At 63.2% G+C, this 21,969-nt stretch carries 21 protein-coding genes; 15 read left to right on the top strand and 6 right to left on the bottom strand.

The window, feature by feature from the left end:
- Positions 1–15: 15 nt before the first annotated feature.
- The 4 genes from IF103_RS18800 to ydcS form a co-directional block, all read right to left on the bottom strand.
- Positions 16–822: an ABC transporter permease gene (locus IF103_RS18800; protein ID WP_023382024.1), complete on the bottom strand. Its 807-nt coding sequence runs from the start codon at positions 820–822 to the stop codon at positions 16–18.
- Entirely contained in the window at positions 812–1,744 is a 933-nt protein-coding gene (locus IF103_RS18795; protein ID WP_202675574.1) for an ABC transporter permease, read from the bottom strand. The genes IF103_RS18800 and IF103_RS18795 overlap by 11 nt, the downstream gene beginning before the upstream one ends.
- Complete coding sequence (locus IF103_RS18790; protein ID WP_104883368.1) at positions 1,741–2,796, bottom strand: ABC transporter ATP-binding protein; 1,056 nt, start codon at positions 2,794–2,796, stop codon at positions 1,741–1,743. Before IF103_RS18790 ends, IF103_RS18795 begins: the two co-directional genes overlap by 4 nt.
- 131 nt (positions 2,797–2,927) lie before the next feature.
- Positions 2,928–4,079 (bottom strand): putative ABC transporter substrate-binding protein YdcS, encoded by a 1,152-nt coding sequence (ydcS, locus tag IF103_RS18785; RefSeq protein ID WP_027906546.1) that lies wholly within the window; start codon positions 4,077–4,079, stop codon positions 2,928–2,930.
- A 217-nt stretch (positions 4,080–4,296) separates the two neighbouring features.
- Between ydcS and IF103_RS18780 the strand changes: the two genes are divergently transcribed.
- From IF103_RS18780 to IF103_RS18710, 15 genes are all read left to right on the top strand, one after another.
- On the top strand, positions 4,297–4,992 hold the full coding sequence (locus IF103_RS18780; protein WP_104883369.1) for a tellurite resistance TerB family protein: 696 nt from the start codon (positions 4,297–4,299) through the stop codon (positions 4,990–4,992).
- 127 nt (positions 4,993–5,119) lie between these two features.
- Positions 5,120–6,742 carry a methyl-accepting chemotaxis protein gene (locus tag IF103_RS18775; protein WP_023382019.1) on the top strand — a complete coding sequence of 541 codons (1,623 nt, stop codon included), beginning with the start codon at positions 5,120–5,122 and terminating at the stop codon, positions 6,740–6,742.
- A 5-nt stretch (positions 6,743–6,747) separates the two neighbouring features.
- Positions 6,748–7,254: a chemotaxis protein CheW gene (locus IF103_RS18770; protein WP_202675572.1), complete on the top strand. Its 507-nt coding sequence runs from the start codon at positions 6,748–6,750 to the stop codon at positions 7,252–7,254.
- A complete protein-coding gene (locus IF103_RS18765; RefSeq protein WP_202675571.1) occupies positions 7,251–8,516 on the top strand; it encodes a CheR family methyltransferase in 1,266 nt (421 codons plus the stop codon). Before IF103_RS18770 ends, IF103_RS18765 begins: the two co-directional genes overlap by 4 nt.
- A complete protein-coding gene (locus IF103_RS18760) occupies positions 8,513–9,178 on the top strand; it encodes a chemotaxis protein CheW (protein ID WP_202675570.1) in 666 nt (221 codons plus the stop codon). Before IF103_RS18765 ends, IF103_RS18760 begins: the two co-directional genes overlap by 4 nt.
- Entirely contained in the window at positions 9,175–11,454 is a 2,280-nt protein-coding gene (locus IF103_RS18755; RefSeq protein ID WP_023382015.1) for a hybrid sensor histidine kinase/response regulator, read from the top strand. The genes IF103_RS18760 and IF103_RS18755 overlap by 4 nt, the downstream gene beginning before the upstream one ends.
- Positions 11,451–12,464, top strand: a complete 1,014-nt coding sequence (locus IF103_RS18750) for a chemotaxis response regulator protein-glutamate methylesterase (protein WP_023382014.1) — start codon at positions 11,451–11,453, stop codon at positions 12,462–12,464. The genes IF103_RS18755 and IF103_RS18750 overlap by 4 nt, the downstream gene beginning before the upstream one ends.
- Before the next feature lie 51 nt (positions 12,465–12,515).
- Positions 12,516–13,520 carry a response regulator gene (locus tag IF103_RS18745; RefSeq protein ID WP_023382013.1) on the top strand — a complete coding sequence of 335 codons (1,005 nt, stop codon included), beginning with the start codon at positions 12,516–12,518 and terminating at the stop codon, positions 13,518–13,520.
- Positions 13,521–13,709: 189 nt separating this feature from the next.
- Positions 13,710–14,805 (top strand): peptide chain release factor 2 gene (prfB, locus tag IF103_RS18740; protein WP_104881346.1). Its coding sequence is split into 2 segments (ribosomal slippage): positions 13,710–13,781 and positions 13,783–14,805, totalling 1,095 coding nucleotides; the frame shifts between segments, so codons are not numbered across the junction.
- A 93-nt stretch (positions 14,806–14,898) separates the two neighbouring features.
- Complete coding sequence (gene lysS / locus IF103_RS18735) at positions 14,899–16,401, top strand: lysine--tRNA ligase (protein WP_023382011.1); 1,503 nt, start codon at positions 14,899–14,901, stop codon at positions 16,399–16,401.
- A gap of 144 nt (positions 16,402–16,545) precedes the next feature.
- On the top strand, positions 16,546–17,250 hold the full coding sequence (locus IF103_RS18730) for a TetR/AcrR family transcriptional regulator (RefSeq protein WP_023382010.1): 705 nt from the start codon (positions 16,546–16,548) through the stop codon (positions 17,248–17,250).
- Positions 17,251–17,279: 29 nt separating this feature from the next.
- The gene (locus tag IF103_RS18725) at positions 17,280–17,828 is read left to right on the top strand and encodes a hypothetical protein (RefSeq protein ID WP_023382009.1); all 549 of its coding nucleotides are present in this window, start codon (positions 17,280–17,282) and stop codon (positions 17,826–17,828) included.
- Positions 17,829–17,956: 128 nt separating this feature from the next.
- On the top strand, positions 17,957–19,234 hold the full coding sequence (locus IF103_RS18720; protein ID WP_023382008.1) for a flavohemoglobin expression-modulating QEGLA motif protein: 1,278 nt from the start codon (positions 17,957–17,959) through the stop codon (positions 19,232–19,234).
- The gene (locus IF103_RS18715; protein WP_027906539.1) at positions 19,206–20,126 is read left to right on the top strand and encodes an alpha/beta hydrolase; all 921 of its coding nucleotides are present in this window, start codon (positions 19,206–19,208) and stop codon (positions 20,124–20,126) included. The genes IF103_RS18720 and IF103_RS18715 overlap by 29 nt, the downstream gene beginning before the upstream one ends.
- Positions 20,123–20,449, top strand: a complete 327-nt coding sequence (locus IF103_RS18710; protein ID WP_023382006.1) for a PA3694 family proteiin — start codon at positions 20,123–20,125, stop codon at positions 20,447–20,449. The genes IF103_RS18715 and IF103_RS18710 overlap by 4 nt, the downstream gene beginning before the upstream one ends.
- A 143-nt stretch (positions 20,450–20,592) precedes the next feature.
- On the opposite strand, the gene lptF is transcribed toward IF103_RS18710, so the two are convergent.
- Together lptF and IF103_RS18700 are read right to left on the bottom strand one after the other, a co-directional pair.
- Complete coding sequence (lptF, locus tag IF103_RS18705; RefSeq protein ID WP_023382005.1) at positions 20,593–21,381, bottom strand: lipotoxin F family OmpA-related lipoprotein LptF; 789 nt, start codon at positions 21,379–21,381, stop codon at positions 20,593–20,595.
- Between the two features lie 50 nt (positions 21,382–21,431).
- Positions 21,432–21,842, bottom strand: coding sequence for a DUF4398 domain-containing protein (locus tag IF103_RS18700; RefSeq protein WP_023382004.1), 411 nt, complete (start codon positions 21,840–21,842; stop codon positions 21,432–21,434).
- Positions 21,843–21,969: the final 127 nt, after the last annotated feature.

Raw genomic sequence — 21,969 nt, 5'->3', positions numbered from 1 at the left:
AAGACACCTCCAGGGTCATTTGCCGCCGCCCGCAACGCTTTCGCCGCCGCGGGTCAGGTAATAGGCGCCGAGGATCGGCAACATGGTCACCAGCATCACCAGTAGAGCGACGACATTGGTGACCGGCACATCGCGGGGACGGCTCAACTGATTGAGCAGCCAGATCGGCAGCGTGCGTTCATGGCCTGCGGTGAAGGTGGTGACGATGATCTCGTCGAACGACAAGGCGAACGCCAGCATGCCACCGGCCAGCAGGGCCGAGCCCAGGTTGGGCAGGATGATGTAGCGGAAGGTCTGCCAGCCGTCGGCACCCAGGTCCATCGAGGCCTCGATCAGGCTCTGGGAGGTGCGCCGCAGGCGGGCGATGACGTTGTTGTAGACGATCACCACGCAAAAGGTCGCGTGGCCGACCACGATGGTGAGCACACCAGGCTCGATGCCCAAGGTCTTGAAGGCTGACAGCAAGGCAATGCCGGTGATGATGCCGGGCAAGGCGATGGGTAGGATCAGCATCAGCGAGATGCTCTCCTTGCCAAAGAAGCTGCGTCGATATAGCGCCGCCGAGGCCAGGGTGCCCAGTACCAGGGCTATCAGCGTGGCGAGGCTGGCGACTTTCACCGACAGCATGATGGCCTCGAGCACGTCCGGGCGCGCGAAGGCTACGGTGAACCAGTTCAGGGTGAATCCCTGGGGTGGGAAGCTAAAGGCTGCGTCCTCTGTGTTGAAGGCGTAGAGGATGATGATCACGATCGGAAAATGCAGGAAAAGCAGCCCGCCCCACGCAGCCAGGCGCAGCCCCAGCGAAGCACTTTCAGAGTGCATCGAAGGCTCCCAGGCGTTTGACGATGGCTAGGTAGACTGCGATCAGCACGATGGGCACCAGAGTAAAGGCGGCCGCCATGGGCATGTTGCCGATCGCCCCTTGCTGGGCGTAGACCATGCTGCCGATGAAGTACCCGGGCGGGCCGATCAGCTGCGGGACGATGAAATCGCCGAGGGTGAGGCTGAAGGTAAAGATCGAGCCTGCGGCGATACCGGGTATGGAAAGCGGCAGAACAACCTGCACGAAGGTTTGCCCCGGCGTAGCCCCAAGGTCGGCCGAGGCCTGCAGGAGCGATGGCGGCAAGCGTTCCAGGGCCGCCTGAATGGGCAGGATCATGAACGGCAGCCAGATGTAAACGAACACCAAAAAGCGCCCCAGGTGCGAGGTGGACAAGGTGCTGCCACCCACCCCCGGCACCGCCAACACCAGTTGCAAGAGGCCTTCGAGGTGCAACTGCTGGACGAACCACTGGGCGACGCCGCCCTTGGCCAGCAGCAGGGTCCAGGCGTAGGTCTTGACGATGTAGCTGGCCCACATCGGCATCATCACCGCGATGTAGAAAAACGCCTTGGTCCTGCCGGTGGTGTAGCGCGCCATGTAGTAGGCGATAGGGAAGGCCAGCACGGCGCTGGCCAGCGATACCACCACGGCCATGCTCAAGGTGCGCAGGATGATGTCGAAGTTCGACGGATTGAACAGGGCGGCGAAGTTGCCCAGGGTCAGGTCCGGGGTTACCGCCATGGTGAAGTCGTCGAAGGTATAGAAACCTTGCCAGAGCAGGTTCAGCAGCGAACCCAGGTAAATCGCGCCGAACCAGGTGAGTGGCGGGATCAGCAGCAGCGCCAGGTACAGGTTTGGCCGTCGGTACAGCAGGTTGGAAAACCTGCGCAGCAGGCCTGGGGACGCCGCGGCCGGGTTCATTTCGGCAGGGCTCGTTCAGGTGAATCGAGGAGGGTTTCGCGCAGGGCCGTCATGGCCTCGCGTGGCCAGCGCGCCTGCACTCGCTGTCCCGGTTGCCAGGGCTGAGCCTGGTCCTGCCAGCGATCGTTGGCATGACTCACCGCCAACAACTGGCCACTGTCGAGCTGGACTTCGTAGCGGGTGGCGCTGCCCTGGTACTGGATGTCGCGCAGCAAGCCACTGACCTGGACCTCGGTTCCCGTAGTGGCCGCGTCACCGAGGCGGATGTGCTCCGGACGAATGGAGAACGGCGTGGCGCTGCCATTGAGCTGCTTCGCCAGTTCGCCCCGCAGGACGTTGGACGTGCCGACGAACTCGGCGACGAAGGTGGTAGCCGGTTTCATGTACAGGTTGCGTGGGGTGTCGACTTGTTCGATGCGACCCCGGTTGAACACCGCCACGCGGTCGGACATCGACAGCGCCTCGGTCTGGTCGTGGGTAACGAAAACGAAGGTGATGCCCAGCTGGCGCTGCAGCTTCTTGAGCTCGCCTTGCATCTGTTCGCGCAACTTCAGGTCCAGGGCGCCGAGGGGTTCGTCCAGCAGCAGGACCCGCGGGCGATTGACCAGTGCGCGGGCCAGGGCCACACGCTGACGCTGGCCACCAGAAAGCTGCGCCGGTTTGCGCTCGCCATAGCCAGAAAGGGCGACCATCGCCAAAGCCTCGTCGGCGCGGGCATGGCGCTCGGCCTTGGCCACGCCTTTTACCTTGAGGCCATAGGCGATGTTGTCGCGCACGTTCATGTGCGGAAACAGTGCGTAGTCCTGGAACACGGTGTTGACGTCGCGCTGGTAGGGCGGCACGCCCGTGGCTTCGACGCCGTGAATACGGATCGAGCCGCTGCTGGGATGTTCGAAGCCCGCTATCAGGCGCAGGCAGGTGGTCTTGCCCGAGCCTGAGGGCCCGAGCATGGAGAAGAACTCGCCGTCTTCGATGTCGATGCTGACCTGGTCGACAGCCTTGACCTCGCCGAAGGTGCGGGAAACCTGGGTGAACTGGACGGCTAGGGGCATGTGTGGGCTCCAGGAAACGTTCTTACTCCTGCTCTGGCCCCTTCGCGGGCTAACCCGCCCCCACAGCTACTGCGCGGTACTCTGTAGGAGCGGCTTGCCCGTGAGGAAGCCAGGTCGGGTTTCAACCGGCTTCAGCGTCCGCCCATGATCGCAATGTAATCCTGGGTCCAGCGGCTGTACGGTACGAACTTGCCTCCTTGGGCCTGTGGGGTTTTCCAGAAGGCAATCTTGTCGAAGTTGTCGAAGCCGTTGGTCTTGCACCCTTCGGCACCCAGCAGCTCGCTGGCGGTACAGGCCGCCGGAACGGCCGGCAACGAGCCGAACCAGGCCGCCACATCGCCTTGCACCTTCGGCTGCAACGACCAGTCCATCCACTTGTAGGCGCAGTTGGGGTGCTTGGCCTCGCTGTGCAGCATGGTGGTATCGGCCCAGCCCGTTGCACCCTCCTTCGGTATGGTCGAGGCCACCGGCTGGTTTTCGGCTTTCAGGCCGTTGACCATGTAGCCCCAGGAACTGGAGGCGACCACGCCTTCGTTCTTCACATCGCTCATCTGCACGGTTGCGTCATGCCAGTAGCGATGGACCAGCGGCTGTTGCTGACGCAGCAGCTCGAGCACGGCCTTGTACTGCGTTTCGGTGAGCTCGTAGGGGTCCTTGATGCCCAGCTCAGGCTTGGCCGACTTCAGGTACAGCGCGGCATCGGCGATGTAGATCGGCCCGTCATAGGCTTGCACCCGGCCTTTGTTGGGCTTGCCATCGGGCAGGTCTTGCGGGGCGAACACCACGCTCCAACTGGTGGGCGGTTGCTTGAATACGTTGGTGTTGTACAGCAGCACGTTCGGCCCCCACTGGTACGGGGTGCCGTAAACCTGCTTGTCGACCACGTACCAGTCACCGTTCTGCAGGCGCGGGTCAATGTGCTTCCAGTTGGGAATCAGCGCGGTATTGATGGGCTGCACCCGCTTGCCAGCGATCAGGCGGAGCGAAGCGTCGCCCGAAGCGGTGACCAGGTCGTAGCCGCCCTTGGTCATCAGGCTGACCATTTCGTCGGAAGTCGCGGCGGTCTTGACGCTGACCTTGCAGCCGGTTTCCTTTTCGAAGCCTGTGACCCAGTCATAGGCCTTGTCGCTTTCCCCACGCTCGATGTAGCCCGGCCAGGCGACGATATCCAGTCGTCCTTCGCCGGCGCCCAGGGCCTTGGGCAAATCGGCGGCCTGCAAGCTGGCGCTGGCCACTAGCGCGCCGCTCACGGCGCCGAGCAATGCGGTCTTGTGCACTGACATGGTGTTCCCTCTTCTTGGAGATCTTGGTCGGGGCAGTCATCAAGAAAGCTGTGAAGCCATTGTTATAAGCGTAGTGCGGTTGTGCAGGTTGTCGGCGAAGTCGAGTCTAGTTGGGTTTTGTGCCGGCAACGCAACATCTGGAAGCAAATCCACAGGTGGTGTTCATGGCGGTAAGCCTTACTCTGGCCGTGACTTTACGCGCCGTGGAGACGTGCACATGAACACCCGAGGCCTGCTCGACCAATTGCTCAAATCTGGCCAGGAACTGCTGAACAAGCAAACCACCGCAGGCGGCGCGGGCAAGCCTGCGGCAGGTGCCGGTGGCCTGGGCGGCCTGCTTTCCGGCGCCGGCGGCGGCGCCTTGGCTGCCGGGGCGATGGGGCTACTGCTGGGCAACAAGAAGGCGCGCAAGTATGGCGGCAAGGTTCTGACCTACGGTGGCCTGGCGGCGCTCGGTGTGCTGGCCTACAAGGCCTACGGCAACTGGCAGGCACGCCAGGGCCTGGGGGCGGGCGCAGAGCCTCAGACCCTCGACCGCCTGCCTGCGTCCCAGGCCGAGCAGCACAGCCAGGCGGTGCTGCAGGCGTTGGTGGCAGCGGCCAAGTCCGACGGCCACATCGATGATCGCGAGCGTGCCTTGATCGAGGGTGAGTTCACCCGCCTGGACAGCGACCAGGAGCTGCAGCACTGGTTGCACGCCGAGCTGAACAAGCCACTGGACCCGGCGGAAGTCGCCCGTGCCGCGCAGACGCCGGAAATGGCCGCTGAGATGTACCTGGCCAGCGTGATGATGGTCGATCAGGAAAACTTCATGGAGCGTGCCTACCTGGATGAACTGGCCCGCCAGTTGCGCCTGGACCCAGCCCTGCGGCAGGAGCTGGAGACCCAGGTCAGGTTGGCGTCGACGCCATGATCAGGCAAAACGCCATATTGTCGGGCAAGGATGCCTGAAACAACGAATTTCAGCCGCAATTGCAGAGGAAGCCTGGGCTATACTTCGGCGATTTTTCCCGCTCGTTGTGAATTCCTGAGGGCTGAATGTGAAGAACTGGACCTTGCGCCAACGGATCCTGGCAAGTTTCGCCGTGATCATCGCCATCATGCTGCTGATGATCGTGGCCGCCTACTCGCGGCTGGTGGCGATCGAAAGTGCCGAGGAGGCGGTGGGGACCGACAGCATCCCCGGGCTTTACTACAGTTCGATGATTCGCAGTGCGTGGGTCGACAGTTACGTCACCAGCCAACAATTGGTAGGCCTGTCCAAGCGGCGTGAAATCACTGCGGCCGACATGGAGTTGTTCAAGAGCTTCGAGGATCGGCTCAAGCAACAGATGGCCAACTACCAAGGCACCATCCAGGGCGCCGACGATCAGGCCCGGTTCGACACCTTCATCCAGATGGAAGAAAACTACCTCAAGACTGTAAACCAGGTGCTTGAGGCGTACCGTCAGCGCAATTACGCCGAAGCCGAGCGACTGATCGTCGAGGTGCTTACCCCCGCCTGGCTGGAAGGCCGCAAGCATCTGAACACCGTCATCGAACACAATCGTGAGTCCGCCGGTACAGCCACCCAGGAAATCGTCAGCGCGGTAAGCACCGCCAAGGGCAGCATGTTGGTCTCACTGCTGCTGGCGATCGTCGCGGCAGGCATCTGTGGTTTGCTGCTGATGCGGGCCATTACCGCACCGATGCAGCGTATCGTCCATGCCCTCGACAAACTGCGCTCGGGTGACCTGAGCATGCGCTTGAGCCTGGACCGCAAGGATGAGTTCGGCGCCATCGAAAGTGGCTTCAACGAGATGGCCGAGGCCCTCGCCAACCTGGTCGCCCAGGCGCAGCGCTCATCGGTGCAGGTCACCACCTCGGTGACCGAGATCGCCGCCACCTCCAAGCAGCAGCAGGCCACCGCCACCGAAACCGCCGCCACCACCACCGAAATTGGCGCTACATCGCGTGAGATCGCCGCCACCTCTCGCGATCTGGTCCGCACCATGACCGAGGTTACCAGCGCTGCCGATCAGGCTTCCAGCCTCGCCGGTTCCGGTCAGCAGGGCCTGGCGCGAATGGAAGAGACCATGCACCAGGTGATGGGCGCTGCCGACCTGGTCAATGCCAAGCTGGCGATCCTCAACGAGAAAGCCAGCAACATCACCCAGGTCGTGGTGACCATCGTCAAGGTGGCCGACCAGACCAACCTGCTGTCGCTCAATGCCGCCATTGAGGCGGAAAAAGCCGGTGAGTACGGCCGAGGCTTCTCTGTGGTTGCCACCGAGGTGCGCCGGTTGGCCGACCAGACCGCCGTGGCTACCTACGACATCGAGCAGATGGTGCGGGAAATCCAGTCAGCGGTGTCGGCTGGCGTCATGGGTATGGACAAGTTCTCCGAGGAAGTGCGCCGCGGCATGTTCGAGGTGCAGCAGGTGGGCGAGCAGCTCAGCCAGATCATCCACCAGGTACAAGCATTGGCGCCGCGCGTGTTGATGGTCAACGAAGGCATGCAGGCCCAGGCCACCGGTGCCGAGCAGATCAACCAGGCGCTGGCCCAGCTCAGTGATGCCAGCACCCAGACGGTGGAATCCTTGCGCCAGGCCAGTTTCGCCATCGACGAACTGAGCCAGGTGGCTGCGGGGCTGCGCGGCGGTGTGTCGCGCTTCAAAGTCTGACGGCGATGACTGACCTTCATCCCCACACGGTAGTGGCGGCCGATGCCAAGGGCGTGCTGTACCTGCAGTTTCGTATAGGCGAGCAGCGCTTCGCCCTGGATGTCCGGGAAGTCATCGAAGTGTTGCCGCGTCGCCCGCTGAAGCCGATCGCCCAGGCGCCGACGTGGGTCGCAGGCGTCCTTGCCCATCGAGGCGTGATGGTGCCGGTGATCGACCTTTCGGTCCTGAGTTTCGGTAGGCCCGCCGTGCAGCGCACCAGCACCCGACTGGTGTTGGTACGCTACCGCCAAGACCAGCAGCTCGGCCTGGTGCTCGAGCAAGCCACCGACACCCTGCGCTGCCACCCCGAAGCCTTCCAACCTTATGGCCTGGATAACCCTGATGCGCGTTACCTGGGGCCTGTGCTTCAGGATGCCGAGGGCATGTTGCAACGCATCGAGGTGGACGACCTGTTGACCGATAGCGTGCGGATGCTGTTGTTCCCGACCCAGCCCCTGCAGGTGCCGACATGAACCTGCATCGATATTTCCGATTTTTGCAGGAACGCATCGGCCTTGATGTGGAGTCGGTGGGCGAGGCCATGATCGAGCGCGCCCTGCGTCAGCGGTGCATGGCCCTGGACGCGGCCGATCTGGACGATTACTGGTTGCGTCTGCAGCAATCGACCGACGAACAGCAAGCGCTCATCGAGGCTGTGATCGTTCCGGAAACCTGGTTTTTCCGCTACCCGGAGTCGTTCACCGCCCTGGTCGGGTTGGCCCAGAGGCGCCTGGCAGAGCTCGCCGGCGAGCGCCCCCTACGCCTGCTCAGCCTGCCCTGTTCGACCGGCGAGGAGCCGTATTCGGCGGCCATGGCATTGCTCGATGCAGGCTTGAGTCCCGCTTCGTTTCACATCGACGGCATCGACATCAGCCCCAATTCGGTGACCAAGGCCCAGCAAGCCATCTACGGACGCAACTCGTTCCGGGGCAGTGAACTGGCGTTTCGTGAGCGGCATTTCCGTGAGATCGAGGATGGCCACCAGCTGGATCAAAGGGTGTGCTCACAAGTGAGCCTGCAGGTAGGCAATGTGCTCGACCCGGCGCTGTCGAGCCGTGATGGCCTTTACGACTTCGTATTCTGCCGCAACTTGCTCATCTACTTCGATGTGGCGACCCAGCAGCGGGTGTTCGAGATGCTCAAACGCCTGATCCATGCCCAGGGGGTTTTGTTCATCGGCCCCGCCGAGGGCAGTCTGCTGGCACGCTTGGGCATGCGCCCATTGGGTATTGCCCAGTCGTTCGCCTATGTTCGCCAGGACAGCCATGCGCCAACGCCTGAGGTTCGGCCCCTGCGTGCGATGCCCCCGCCATTCACGCCACGTTCGCCGCTGCCGCCGCCGGCACCGATGTCGACGGCCAAGCCTCGCCCATTACGTACCCTCCCACCGGCGCAGCCTTCGCCTGAGCCGCGAGAGAGCGAGAGCGAGCTGTTGGCCAGCATCGCGCGCCAGGCCAATGCCGGTGACAGCGCACAGGCCCGGGCCAGCTGCCAGCGCTACCTGCGGCAATTCGCCCCCAAGGCGCAGGTGTATTACTGGTTGGGGTTGCTGAGCGACACCGACGGTGACGCCTCGCAGGCGCTGACCCACTATCGCAAGGCACTCTACCTCGACCCCCAGCATCCAGAGGCCCTGGTGCAACTGGCGGCCTTATTGGCAGCCCAAGGGGATGAGGCGGGCGCGCGACGTCTGCAGGAGCGTGCGGCGCGTGTAGGGCGGGAGTCTGAACGATGAAGGTCGATAGCGCGATGGAATTGATCGCTCACGATGACGATCGCATAGATGACTGCTGGAACCGCATCGGCGTGCACGGTGACAAGCAGTGTCCGCTGCTGGATCGGCACATACACTGCCGCAATTGTGAAATCTACGCAGCGGCCGCCACGCGCTTGCTGGACCGCTACGCGCTGTTGCAGAACGACGTGGTGCAAGCGGCCGTGCCGGTGGAAGCGTGTGTGGGCCGCTCGATGCTGCTGTTCCGGCTGGGCGAGGAGTGGATGGCGCTGGCCACCGCCAGTCTTGCTGAAATCGCCCCGGTTCAGCCCGTGCATTCGCTGCCTCATCAACGTTCGCGAGTGCTGCAGGGCGTGGCCAATGTGCGCGGTGCCTTGGTGCCCTGCCTGTCGCTGGCCGACTTGCTCGAGGTGGAGGCCGTGCAAGGCGACGCCCGCGGCGTTCGGGCCATGCCACGGTTGTTGATCCTGGCTGCCTTAGGTGGGCCGGTGGTGATGGCGGTGGATGAAATCGACGGTATTCACCGGCTCGACCCAGCCTTGCTGGATGGCGAACACGAAGGCGCACCGTTCACCGCAGGCGTGTTGCAGTGGCGTGGACGCAGCGTGCGCGTGCTGGACGATCACCAATTATTGTCTGCCGTGCAGCGGAGCCTGTCATGACCCCAGAACAATTGCGTGACGCCTCGCTGCTCGAACTGTTCAGCCTCGAAGCCGAGGCCCAGACCCAGGTGCTCAGCGTTGGGTTGATGGCCCTGGAGCGCAATCCGAACCAGGCTGACCAGTTGGAAGCCTGCATGCGTGCGGCCCATTCGCTGAAAGGCGCCGCGCGAATCGTTGGCATCGATGCCGGCGTCAGCGTCGCCCACGTCATGGAGGACTGCCTCGTGGCAGCCCAGGAAGGGCGGTTGTTGCTGCGCGCCGAGCATATCGACGCCCTGTTGCGCGGCACCGACTTGCTGATGCACATCGCCACGCCGGGAGACCCGGCCGGTGAGGCGGCTGTCCCAGCTTTCCTGGCGCAGATGGCGAGCCTGCTGGATCCCGCCACAGCCGCCGCGCCCCTCGCAGTCGAGGTTCCAGAACCTGAGAGGCTCGTGCAACCGCCAGTGATCGGGCCTGTCCCGGCAGAGCCAGAGGCTGACCTCGAACCGACGCCGCGCAAGGCGGGCAAGCGAGGCAGCGAGGGCAGTGAGCGGGTATTACGCGTGACCGCCGACCGCCTCAACAGCCTGCTCGATCTTTCCAGCAAGTCACTGGTCGAGACCCAGCGACTCAAGCCGTACCTGGCCACCTTGCAGCGTCTCAAACGCATGCATGGCCAAGGCATGCGCGCGCTCGATGGCCTGAAAACCCAGCTCGAAGGCAGCGGTCAGCGTCTGGAAGTGCTCGAAGCCCTGGCTCAGACCCAGCGCCTGCTGGCGGAAACCCAGGAGATCCTGCAGCAGCAGGCCGCCGACCTCGACGAGTTCGGCTGGCAGGCCAGCCAGCGCGCCCAATTGTTGTACGACACCGCCCTGGCCTGCCGTATGCGGCCGTTCGCCGATGTCCTGACCGGCCAGAGCCGCATGGTGCGCGACCTTGGTCGCTCGCTGGGCAAACAGGTGCGCCTGCAGATCGAGGGCGAGAAGACCCAGGTCGATCGCGACGTGCTGGAAAAGCTCGAGGCGCCACTGACTCACCTGCTGCGCAATGCGGTCGACCATGGCATCGAGCTGCCCGAGCGGCGGGTGCTGGCGGGCAAGCCGGCCGAGGGCGTGATCCGCTTGCGCGCTTCCCACCAGGCGGGTCAGTTGATGCTTGAGCTCAGTGACGACGGTGCCGGTATCGACCTGGAGCGACTGCGCCGCAGCATCGCCGAGCGCGGATTGTCGCCTGCCGAAACGCTGTCGCGAATGAGCGAGGCGGAGTTGCTGACCTTCCTCTTCCTGCCGGGCTTCAGCCTGCGCGACAAGGTGACCGAGGTGTCCGGGCGTGGTGTCGGCCTGGATGCGGTGCAGCACATGGTGCGCGACCTGCGCGGTGCCATCGAACTGACCCAGGTGGCCGGGCAAGGCTGTCGTTTTCAACTGGAAGTGCCGCTGACGCTGTCGGTGGTGCGCAGCCTGGTGGTCGAGGTAGGCGGTGAGGCATATGCCTTCCCGCTGGCTCACATCGAGCGCACCCTGGAGGTGGCTGCCGAGGAGATCGTGCAGGTCGAGGGCCGCCAGCACTTCTGGCACGAAGGCCGCCATGTAGGCCTGGTCGCCGCCACCCAGTTGCTCAACCGTCCAGCGGGGCAGGGCGATGAAAGCAGCCTGCGGGTGGTGGTGATCCGCGAGCGCGAACAGCTTTATGGCGTGGCCGTGGAGCGTTTGATTGGCGAGCGCGTGCTGGTGGTGATGCCGCTCGACCCGCGGCTGGGCAAGATCCAGGACATATCCGCCGGTGCGCTGCTCGATGATGGCTCAGTGGTGCTAATCGTCGACGTCGAAGACCTGCTGCGCTCGGTCGAGAAGCTGCTCAGCACCGGCCGCCTGGAGCGCATCGAACGCAGCGCCCACGGCGCGCGTGGTGCGGATCGCAAACGCATCCTGGTGGTCGACGATTCGCTGACGGTGCGCGAGCTGCAACGCAAGTTGCTGAGCACGCGCGGCTACGAGGTAGCCGTGGCGGTCGATGGCATGGACGGCTGGAACGCGCTGCGTGGCGAGGACTTCGACCTGCTGATCACCGATATCGACATGCCGCGCATGGACGGTATCGAACTCGTCACCCTGGTGCGCCGTGACCAACGCCTGCAAACCTTGCCCGTGATGGTGGTGTCGTACAAGGATCGTGAAGAAGATCGCAGGCGTGGCCTGGATGCTGGCGCCGACTACTATTTGGCTAAAGCCAGCTTCCATGACGATGCGTTGCTGGATGCCGTGGTGGAGCTGATTGGGGGTGCTCAAGGATGAAGATCGCCATCGTTAACGACATGCCACTTGCCGTTGAAGCCCTGCGCCGGGCCCTGGCCTTCGAGCCTGCACACCAGGTGATCTGGGTGGCCGGCGACGGCGCCGAAGCCGTGCGCCGTTGCAGCGAGGAACTGCCGGACCTGATCCTGATGGACCTGATCATGCCGGTGATGGACGGTGTCGAGGCCACACGGCGGATCATGGCCGAGACCCCATGCGCCATCGTGATCGTCACCGTCGACCGCAAGCAGAACGTGCACCGGGTGTTCGAGGCCATGGGCCATGGTGCGCTGGATGTGGTCGATACCCCGGCCCTGGGGGCGGGAGATGCCCGCGAGGCGGCGGCACCGCTGCTGCGCAAGATCCTCAATATCGGCTGGTTGATCGGCCAGCAACGCACCAGTGCGGCGAAGTCGGTATCGGCCCCGCTGCGATCGGCATCACAGCGCCGCGGACTGGTGGCCATCGGCTCTTCGGCCGGAGGGCCAGCAGCGCTCGAAGTGCTGCTCAAGGGCCTGCCGCCAGAGTTTCCCGCCGCCATCGTGCTGGTCCAGCACGTCGACCAGGTGTTTGCGGCCGGCATGGCCGAGTGGCTCAGCACCGCCAGTGGACTCCCTGTGCGCCTGGCCCGTGAAGGCGAGCCGCCGCAACCTGGGCAAGTGCTGCTGGCGGGAACCAACCACCACATACGTCTGCTGCAAAATGGCCAGTTGGCCTACACTGCCGAACCGGTCAACGAAATCTATCGGCCTTCGATCGATGTGTTCTTCGAGAGCGTTGCACGTTTCTGGAGCGGTGACGCGGTAGGCGTGCTGCTCACCGGCATGGGCCGCGACGGTGCCCATGGCCTGAAACTGATGCGCCAGCAAGGCTTTTTGACCATCGCGCAGGATCAGTCCAGCAGCGCGGTGTATGGCATGCCCAAGGCTGCTGCGGCCATTGATGCTGCGGTGGAAATACGCCCGCTGGAGCGAATCGCCGGGCGACTGATGGAAATCTTTGCAAAATGACGATATGTATTGCATCACGCCGCCTGGCCGGCAGTGACTGGATGATTACGGATGAATGATCTACCGATCGACGGTTTCACGACCACCAACGAAAACTCGGCAATGGTCCTGTTGGTCGACGACCAGGCCATGATCGGCGAGGCGGTGCGTCGTGGCCTGGCCCACGAAGAGAACATCGACTTCCACTTCTGTGCCGATCCGCACCAGGCCGTGGCCCAGGCAGTGCTCATCAAGCCTACGGTGATTCTTCAGGACCTGATCATGCCTGGCCTGGACGGGCTGACCCTGGTGCGCGAATACCGTAGCAATGCAGCGACCCAGGACATCCCGATCATCGTGCTGTCGACCAAGGAAGACCCGCTGGTCAAGAGCGCGGCGTTCGCTGCTGGAGCCAACGATTACCTGGTCAAGCTGCCGGATACCATCGAGCTGGTAGCACGTATTCGCTACCACTCGCGTTCATACCTGACCCTGTTGCAACGAGACGAAGCCTACCGCGCCTTGCGCGTGAGCCAGCAGCAACTGCTCGACACCAACCTGATGCTGCAGCGGCTGATGAACTCCGACGGCCTTACCGGCTTGTCCAACCGCCGTCACTTCGATGAGTACCTGGAACTGGAGTGGCGTCGGGCCATGCGTGAACAGCAGCAACTGTCGCTGCTGATGATCGACGTCGACTACTTCAAGGCCTACAACGACAGCTTTGGCCATTTGGCAGGCGATGAGACCCTGCGTCAGGTCGCCGATGCCATCCGGGACTGCTGCTCGCGTCCCTCCGACCTGCCGGCGCGCTATGGTGGCGAAGAGTTTGCCCTGGTGTTGCCCAACACGTCGCCGGGAGGCGCCCGGCTGGTGGCGGAGAAGCTACGCCAGACCATCCTCGGGCTGAATATCCCGCACAGTGCCCCCCACGCCGACTCGGTGCTGACCGTGAGCATTGGCCTGGCAACGCAGACGCCGAGTATCGGCAGTCATTGCCGGCAATTGATCTCGGCGGCGGACAAGGGGTTGTACCTGGCCAAGAACAGCGGTCGCAATCAGGTTGGTATCGCCTGACAGGGCCGCATCGCCGGCAAGCGGGTGCCTGCCGTGGTCGCACCGGGCTTGCTGGCGATAAGACCGTACAAGCGCTTTACGTCCCCTGGGCCGACACCATTTTCTACCGCCCGGCGGGTCTGCCGCCAGGCTCCAGACTGGGTTATACTCGCGGGCTTTTCACCGAATTCGCACGAGAGCTGCCCGCCCATGGAAATCCAACCGATTCTGAACACCATCAAGGACCTCACCGAGCGTTCCCAGTCCATTCGGGGGTATCTTTGACTACGATCACAAGCATGACCGCCTGATCGAAGTCAACCGCGAGCTGGAAGACCCCAACGTCTGGAACAAGCCTGAGTACGCTCAGGCGCTGGGCCGTGAGCGTGCCATGCTGGCGCAGGTCGTCGAGACCCTGGACAAGATGTCCAACGGCTTGACCGACTGCAAGGACCTGCTGGACATGGCCGTCGAAGAAAATGACGAAGGCGCCGTCAGCGACGTCGTGACCGAGCTGCAAGGCCTGGAAGAAATCCTGGCCCAGCTTGAGTTCCGTCGCATGTTCAGCGGCGAGATGGACATGAACAACGCCTACCTGGACATCCAGGCCGGCTCTGGCGGCACCGAGGCGCAGGACTGGGCCAACATCCTGCTGCGCATGTACCTGCGCTGGGCCGACAAGCGTGGCTTCGATGCCACCATCATCGAGCTTTCCGAAGGTGAGGTCGCCGGCATCAAGGGCGCTACGGTGCACATCAAGGGCGAGTACGCCTTTGGCTGGCTGCGTACCGAGATCGGCGTGCACCGCCTGGTGCGCAAGAGCCCGTTCGACTCCGGTGCCCGTCGCCACACCTCGTTCTCGGCGGTATTCGTCTCGCCCGAGATCGACGACAAGGTCGAGATCGAAATCAACCCGGCCGACCTGCGTATCGACACCTACCGCTCCTCCGGTGCCGGTGGTCAGCACGTCAACACCACCGACTCGGCGGTGCGTATCACTCACGTGCCGACCAACACCGTGGTGGCCTGCCAGAACGAACGCTCCCAGCACGCCAACAAGGACACCGCCATGAAAATGCTGCGGGCCAAGCTGTACGAGCTGGAAATGCAGAAGCGCAATGCCGCTTCGCAGGCGCTGGAAGACAGCAAGTCGGACATCGGCTGGGGCCACCAGATCCGCTCCTACGTGCTGGATGACTCGCGCATCAAGGACCTGCGTACCGGCGTCGAGCGTAGCGACTGCCAGAAGGTCCTGGACGGCGACCTCGACCAGTACCTGGAAGCAAGCCTCAAGCAGGGCCTGTAAACCGCATACTACCGCCGCGATACGAGGCCATCGGCCCGTATCGCGTGCCCTGCCCGACAGGGGCAACGAACACCTGATGGAAAGAATGACGACATGAGCGACCTCAACACCCAACCGCAAGACCTGCAACAGGAAGAAAACGCCCTGATCGCGCTGCGCAAGGAAAAACTTGCCGCCGAGCGCGCCAAAGGCAATGCCTTCCCCAACGACTTCCGCCGCGACAGCTACTGCAACGACCTGCAGAAACAGTACGCGGACAAGACCAAGGAAGAGCTGGAAGCTGCAGCGATTCCGGTCAAGGTGGCAGGCCGCATCATGCTCAACCGTGGCTCGTTCATGGTCATCCAGGACATGACTGGCCGCATCCAGGTCTACGTCAACCGCAAGACCCTGCCGGAAGAAACCCTGGCTGCGGTCAAGACCTGGGACCTGGGCGACATCATCAGCGCCGAAGGCACCCTGGCCCGTTCTGGCAAGGGCGACCTGTACGTGGAAATGACCGATGTGCGCCTGCTGACCAAGTCGCTGCGCCCGCTGCCGGACAAGCACCACGGCTTGACCGACACCGAGCAGCGCTACCGCCAGCGCTACGTCGACCTGATGGTCAACGAAGAAACCCGCCACACCTTCCGCGTTCGTTCGCAGGTGATCTCGCATATCCGCAAGTTCCTCATCGAGCGCGACTTCCTCGAAGTCGAAACGCCGATGCTGCAGACCATTCCGGGCGGCGCTGCGGCCAAGCCGTTCGAAACCCACCACAACGCGCTGGACATGGCCATGTTCCTGCGTATCGCGCCCGAGCTGTACCTCAAGCGCCTGGTGGTCGGTGGCTTCGAGAAAGTCTTCGAGATCAACCGCAACTTCCGTAACGAAGGTGTGTCGACTCGTCACAACCCCGAGTTCACCATGCTCGAGTTCTACCAGGCCTACGCCGACTACCGCGACAACATGGACCTCACCGAGGAACTGTTCCGCGAGCTGGCGCAGCTGGTCCTGGGTTCCACCGATGTGCCGTACGGCGACAAGGTATTCCACTTTGGCGAGCCGTTCGCCCGCCTGTCGGTGTTCGACTCGATCCTCAAGTACAACCCGGAACTCACCGCTGCCGACCTGCAGGACGTCGACCGCGCCCGTGAAATCGCCAAGAAGGCCGGTGCCAAGGTGCTGGGCCACGAAGGCCTGGGCAAACTGCAGGTGATGATTTTCGAAGAGCTGGTCGAGCACAAGCTGGAGCAGCCCCACTTCATCACCGAGTACCCGTTCGAGGTCTCGCCGCTGGCCCGTCGCAACGACCAGAACCCGGCGGTTACCGACCGCTTCGAGCTGTTCATCGGTGGCCGCGAAATCGCCAATGCCTACTCCGAGCTCAATGATGCCGAAGACCAGGCCGAACGCTTCCTGGCCCAGGTGGCCGAGAAGGATGCCGGTGACGACGAAGCCATGCACTACGATGCCGACTTCGTCCGCGCCCTCGAATACGGCATGCCGCCGACCGCGGGCGAAGGTATCGGTATCGACCGCCTGGTGATGTTGCTGACCAACTCGCCGTCTATCCGTGACGTGATCCTGTTCCCGCACATGCGTCCGCAGGCCTGAGTCAATTGAACGAGCCGCCTTTCGAGGCGGCTTTTTCTTGCCTGTACATCCGTATTGGTGGTGCCGGCCGCTTCGCATCCGCAGCCGCGAAGCGTCCGGCACTGACGAAACACTGTTCATGAGGTACCCCCCGTGACACCCGCAATGCCTCACCAGGGCGCCGCCGGCATCGCCACCGCCGTCGCCGAAAGCGTGCAATACCAAGGCCGCAAGACTGCCCGCCAAGGCAGCGAGCAACGCCGCCAGCTGATCCTCGACGCCGCCATGCGGATCGTCGTGCGTGATGGTGTCCGTGGTGTGCGCCACCGGGCGGTAGCCGCCGAGGCGGGTGTGCCGCTATCGGCTACCACCTATTACTTCAAGGATATCGAGGACCTGCTCACCGATACCTTCGCCCAGTACGTCGAGCGAAGTGCCGCCTATATGGCCAAGTTGTGGGCCAATACTGAAGTGCTGCTGCGCCAGTTGGTGGCGCAGGGTGATGGCAGCCTGGAGTCGCGGGCACGGCTGGCCGACGAGGTGGCGCGCATGACCGCCGACTATGTGTCGCGCCAGTTGCTCAACCGCCGAGACTTCCTCATGGCCGAGCAGGCCTTCCGTCAGGAGGCATTGCTGTGCCCGCGTCTGGCCGAGCTGGTCTGTGCCCACGAGCAGATCCTGCTGCATGGCACCCGCCAGCTGCTGCAAGTGGTCGGCTCACGGCAACCGGAACAGGACGCCCACATGTTGACGGCGATAATCGAGCAGATGGAATATCAGGGCCTGCTCAAGGACGCTGACACGCAGGCCGATGGGCAGATGCTCGCTATGCTTACCCGATACTTGCACCTGGTGTTGGCATCGGGCTGAGCTGAGACCGAACTTTCAAGGAGAACTTGATGAAAGCCTGGCGTGTGGTGTTGTTGACGTTGTCATTCCTGCTGCTGGGCGGTTGTCTGGTGACCTTCCATGAGCCGCTGCCGAGCAATCAGGCGGCGCCCAAGGCCTTGCTCGGCAAATGGAGCAGCAAGGACGCGTGGGGCGAGCCGCTGAAGCTGGTGATCAGCCGCAGTGGTGCCGATGCCTACAAAGCGGTTGCCACTGCGAAGGGCAAGAAACCCGAAGAATATGTGTTCACTGTGTCGCGCCACGGCAACCGCTGGTACCTGTCGGCCGGGGTTCCCAAGCGCCTGGGCGGCAATTTCCTGATCGGCGGTTTCGACATCGTCGATGGCAAGGAGCTGGTGCTTTACAACCTGGACGTCGAGCAGGTGCAGCAGGCGGTCGAGAAGAAGGAGCTGAGTGGGCGCAGCACCGAGGTGCCTGAGGACAATGGTGAGGGCATATTGATCGACAGCCCGTCGGCGCGGGTATTGGCCTACCTGGACGACCCGGCCAACTCCGACCTTTTCGTCGAGGTGGCGCGGTTCCAGCGGGCCGGCAAATAACCGTGTTGGCTGCTTCGCGGCTAAAGCCGCTCCTACAGGGATTGCAGTACCTGTGGTGGATTTAGCCGCGAAGAGGCCGGTACAGGCAATGCAAAGGCTTGGCACTCAGTTCCAATAAGGAGTCCCCGGTGGACGAATACCAGCAAACCATCCGCGCCCTGTCCGACCGCATCGTCGCGGCACAGACCCCGATCCGGGTCCTGGACGCGGTGAAGTGGGACGACAGCATCCGCCAAGGCTTTCTCAAGGCCAAGGGCAAGGAACCGCCGGCCGTCGACCGTGCCTATTACCAGTCCCGCCCTCTGTCGTTCGATTCCAGCGCGGTCAAGGCCGAGTTCCAGAGCATCGAGCGCGATATCACCCGCCAGTTGGGCCAATTCAACCCGGTTGGGCAGATCATGCGGCGCATGTGCAAGGAGTACCGCATGGTGGTGCGCATGCTCGAAGCGCGTGGCACCGAGGATTTCGGTCTGATCTCGCAGGAGCTCTACGGCGCCGCTTCCGACGCCTTCCACGCGGGTGACCCAACCTTGGCCGATCTGGGCCTGATGCTCTCGGACTACCTGAACAACATCGACGGCCGTGGCGACCTCAAGGACGAACCGAAGAACCTTACCGCCAAGGAGGCCGTGGACATCCTCCAGCACCGCCTGAACAAGGTGTTCGGCGAGGCAGAGGAAACCATTCGCGTATTCGAGTCCGACGGTATCGTCGCCGATGCCGCGGCGGGAGCCGACTACATCAAGGTCCGCGCCGACGCCATGTTCAACAGCCGCGATGTGCGCGCGCTGGAAGTTCACGAGGGACTGGTGCATGTGGGCACCACGCTGAACGGTCTCAACCAGCCGATCTGCACCTTCCTGGCCAAGGGCCCGCCCTCGTCGACGGTGACCCAGGAGGGGTTGGCCATCCTCATGGAGGTGATCGCCTTTGCGTCCTACCCCAGCCGGTTGCGCAAGCTGACCAACCGCACCCGGGCCATCCATATGGTCGAGGAGGGGGCGGACTTCTTGCAGGTCTTCGCGTTCTTCCGCGAGCAAGGTTTCGAAATGGCGCAGTGCTACAGCAATGCCAGCCGGGTATTCCGCGGTTCGGTGCCCAATGGCTTGCCATTCACCAAGGACTTGTCCTACCTCAAGGGCTTCATCATGGTTTACAACTACATTCAGTTGGCCGTGAAGAAGGGCAAGCTGGAGCAGATTCCACTGCTGTTCTGCGGCAAGACCACCCTGGAAGACATGCGCACCCTGCGCCAACTGGTCGAAGAAGGCCTGGTGGAGCCCCCAAAATACCTGCCGGAGCAGTTCCGGGACCTGAGTGCGCTGTCGGCCTGGATGTGCTTCTCCAACTTCCTCAACCACCTGAGCCTGGACCGTATTGAAGCCGACTACGCGAACATTCTCTGAATGCTGGCGCCTGCTGGCCCTGAGCGTGCTGCTGGGGCTGGGTGGCTGCAGCAGCCTGCTGTTCTACCCTGAACCAGGGCAGGCGTTCACACCGGCGCGAGCCAAGCTCGACTACCGCGATGTCAGTCTGATGACCTCGGATGGTGTCCGTCTGCACGGTTGGTGGCTGCCGGCCAAGGCCGGTGTCCAGCTCAAGGGCACGGTGCTGCACCTGCACGGCAATGGTGGCAACCTGCCGGGACACCTGGGTGGCAGCTACTGGCTGCCGGAGCAGGGCTACCAGGTACTGATGATTGACTATCGCGGTTACGGCTTATCCGAAGGCAAGCCGTCGTTGCCGGAGGTCTACCTGGACATCGCTGCCGCGATGGCGTGGCTGGACCAGGCTCCCGAGGTGAAGAACAAGCCATTGGTATTGCTGGGCCAGAGCCTTGGCGGAGCGATGGCGATCCATTACCTGGCGGCCCACCCCGAGCAGCAGCAGCGCTTCAGCGCGCTGGTGTTCGACGGCGTGCCGGCCAGTTATCGCGCCGTCGGCCGCTACGCCTTGAGCACTTCATGGATGACCTGGCCGCTGCAGGTGCCACTGTCCTGGCTAGTGCCGGACGGCGACAGTGCGATTCGCTCGGTCGAGCAACTGAGCAGACCGCCGAAGCTGTTCTTCCACAGTATCGATGACAACCTGGTGCCGATGGACAATGGTATTCGCCTGTACCAGCACGCGCCGCCACCGCGGGTCTTGCAGTTGACCCGTGGTGGCCATGTGCAGACCTTCGCCGACCCGGTCTGGCGCCAGGTGATGCTGCGTTTCCTCGACGACCCCAGCCGTTTCAACGGTCTGCGGCGGCTGGCCGAAATACCCAATTACCCTGACGAGAAGAACAAGCAATGAGTGAAGAACGCAACGCCATCCCGCTGATCCTGACCGGCGTCGGCAGCATCATCGTGACGGTGGGGGCCCTCTGGTACTATGGTTACCTGCATTTCGCCAAGCCCGAGGACGCGTTGTTGTTGCAGGACTACACCATGCTCAAGACCGTTCCAGGGGAGGACTACAAGGTTTCCCTGGACCCGGCACCTCAAGTGGCCCAGTGCGTCGATGGGGTGCTGGTGCTGTTCGATACGCAGCAGAAAGGCCTGACCGGCGTGTTGGTGGACAACCGCAAGCGGGCGGTACGCTGCATGGGCGAGGAGACGCCGCAGCAAGCGCAGTGAAAGGAGCGGTTCAAGGGTCAAGCTGCTGCGCAAGCTGTCGCGAAACAGGGCAGCCGCCGCAAGCGAATGATTGTGCAGGCGATGTGGGAGCCTTGCGTCGCGAAAGGGCCGCAAAGCGGCCCCCGCGATCACGTCATTGAAGCTTACTGCACCTGGCTCACCGCCCGCGGCGCCACCGGCTGGTTGTCGTTGGAGATGGTGACCTCTACCCGACGGTTCTGTGCACGCCCGGAGTTGCTGGCGTTGTCCGCAACCGGGTACTCCTTGCCATACCCTTGGGCAACGATGCGCGCCGGATCGACGCCAGCGCGCACCAGTGCCATGCGCACGGCATTGGCGCGCCGTTCCGACAGGCTCTGGTTGTAGCTGGCCGAACCGACGCTGTCGGTGTAACCCTCGACGATCACCTTGCGCTCCGGATTCTCCTGAAGGAACTGGGCCAGTTTGGTGACGTTCGGGTAGGCACTGCTCTTGAGCTCAGCCTTGTTGAAGTCGAACAGCACGTCGCCGAAGGTCACCAACGTGCCACGGTCGGTTTGCTTGGCGTTGAGGCTTTCCTGGAGCTTGGCGATCTGCGCGTCACGGGCATCGAGCTTGGCCTGGGCACGTTGCGCGGCGGCATTCTTCAGCTCGTTTTCAGCCGAGCGCAAGGCGATGGTCTGTTTGGCCACCTCCACACGCTGGTTGGTCAGGTAGGCCAACTGGTCGACCTTCTTGCTGTCTTCACGCTCCATGAACGCCTTGTCGGCCTTGTTCAGCCAGTCCTGGGCGTCCTTGGTTTCCAGGGCCGCCACTTTGCTCGACTGAGGGTCACTTTGCAAAGAGGAGAAGTTGGTGCGGGCCGACTCCAGGTTCGGGTTCGGGTCGTGGGCGCACGCGGCGAGGCCGACGCTCAGGGCCAGCAGGGTGGGAATCATGATGGCATTGCGCATAGTGTTCTTCCTTTGATCAGTTGCGAAGGCTGGGATTGGCGTAGGCAGGCTCATTGAGCACTGCGCAGGCCTTCCTCACGCACGTCCTGAGCGCCCTGGCGGGCATCCTGTACGGCTTTCTGGGCCTTGGCGGCCTGGGCCTTGCGTTCGGCCACGCGAGCGTCCCACTCGGCCTGCTCGGCCAGGCGCTTGGCCTCGTCGTACTTTTTGTCGTGCATGGCGATTTCCGCCTGCTTGAATTTGTCCTGGGCGGCTTTCATTTCAACTGCGGCGAACTCGGTGCCCCCGGCGCTGACCGCCGAATTCACCGCGGACTGGGTGACGGCGTACTGCTCGGTGGGCGGTTTACCGGCGCATCCGGCCAGGATCAGGCTACCGCCAAGGGCTAGCGCGGCCAGCTTGATTCCACGCACAGGGGTGGATGAGGGGGAGCAGGTGCGGCGCTTCATAGTCAGTTCCATTGGATCACTCCTGTTTACGACGTTGTCCGTAGCAGTCCATCGCTTGTTCCCTGACACGACCGCGTGCTGGCGCCTCACAGTGCACAACCGCAAGTGTGCAGGGTTTTAGCGTGGTGGCTAATGGCTG

Source organism: Pseudomonas sp. SK2, assembly GCF_016772395.1.
Lineage (GTDB): Bacteria > Pseudomonadota > Gammaproteobacteria > Pseudomonadales > Pseudomonadaceae > Aquipseudomonas > Aquipseudomonas taiwanensis.
Note: the sequence above shows the minus strand (reverse complement) of the source record. Positions and strands in the feature narration are given on the sequence as shown.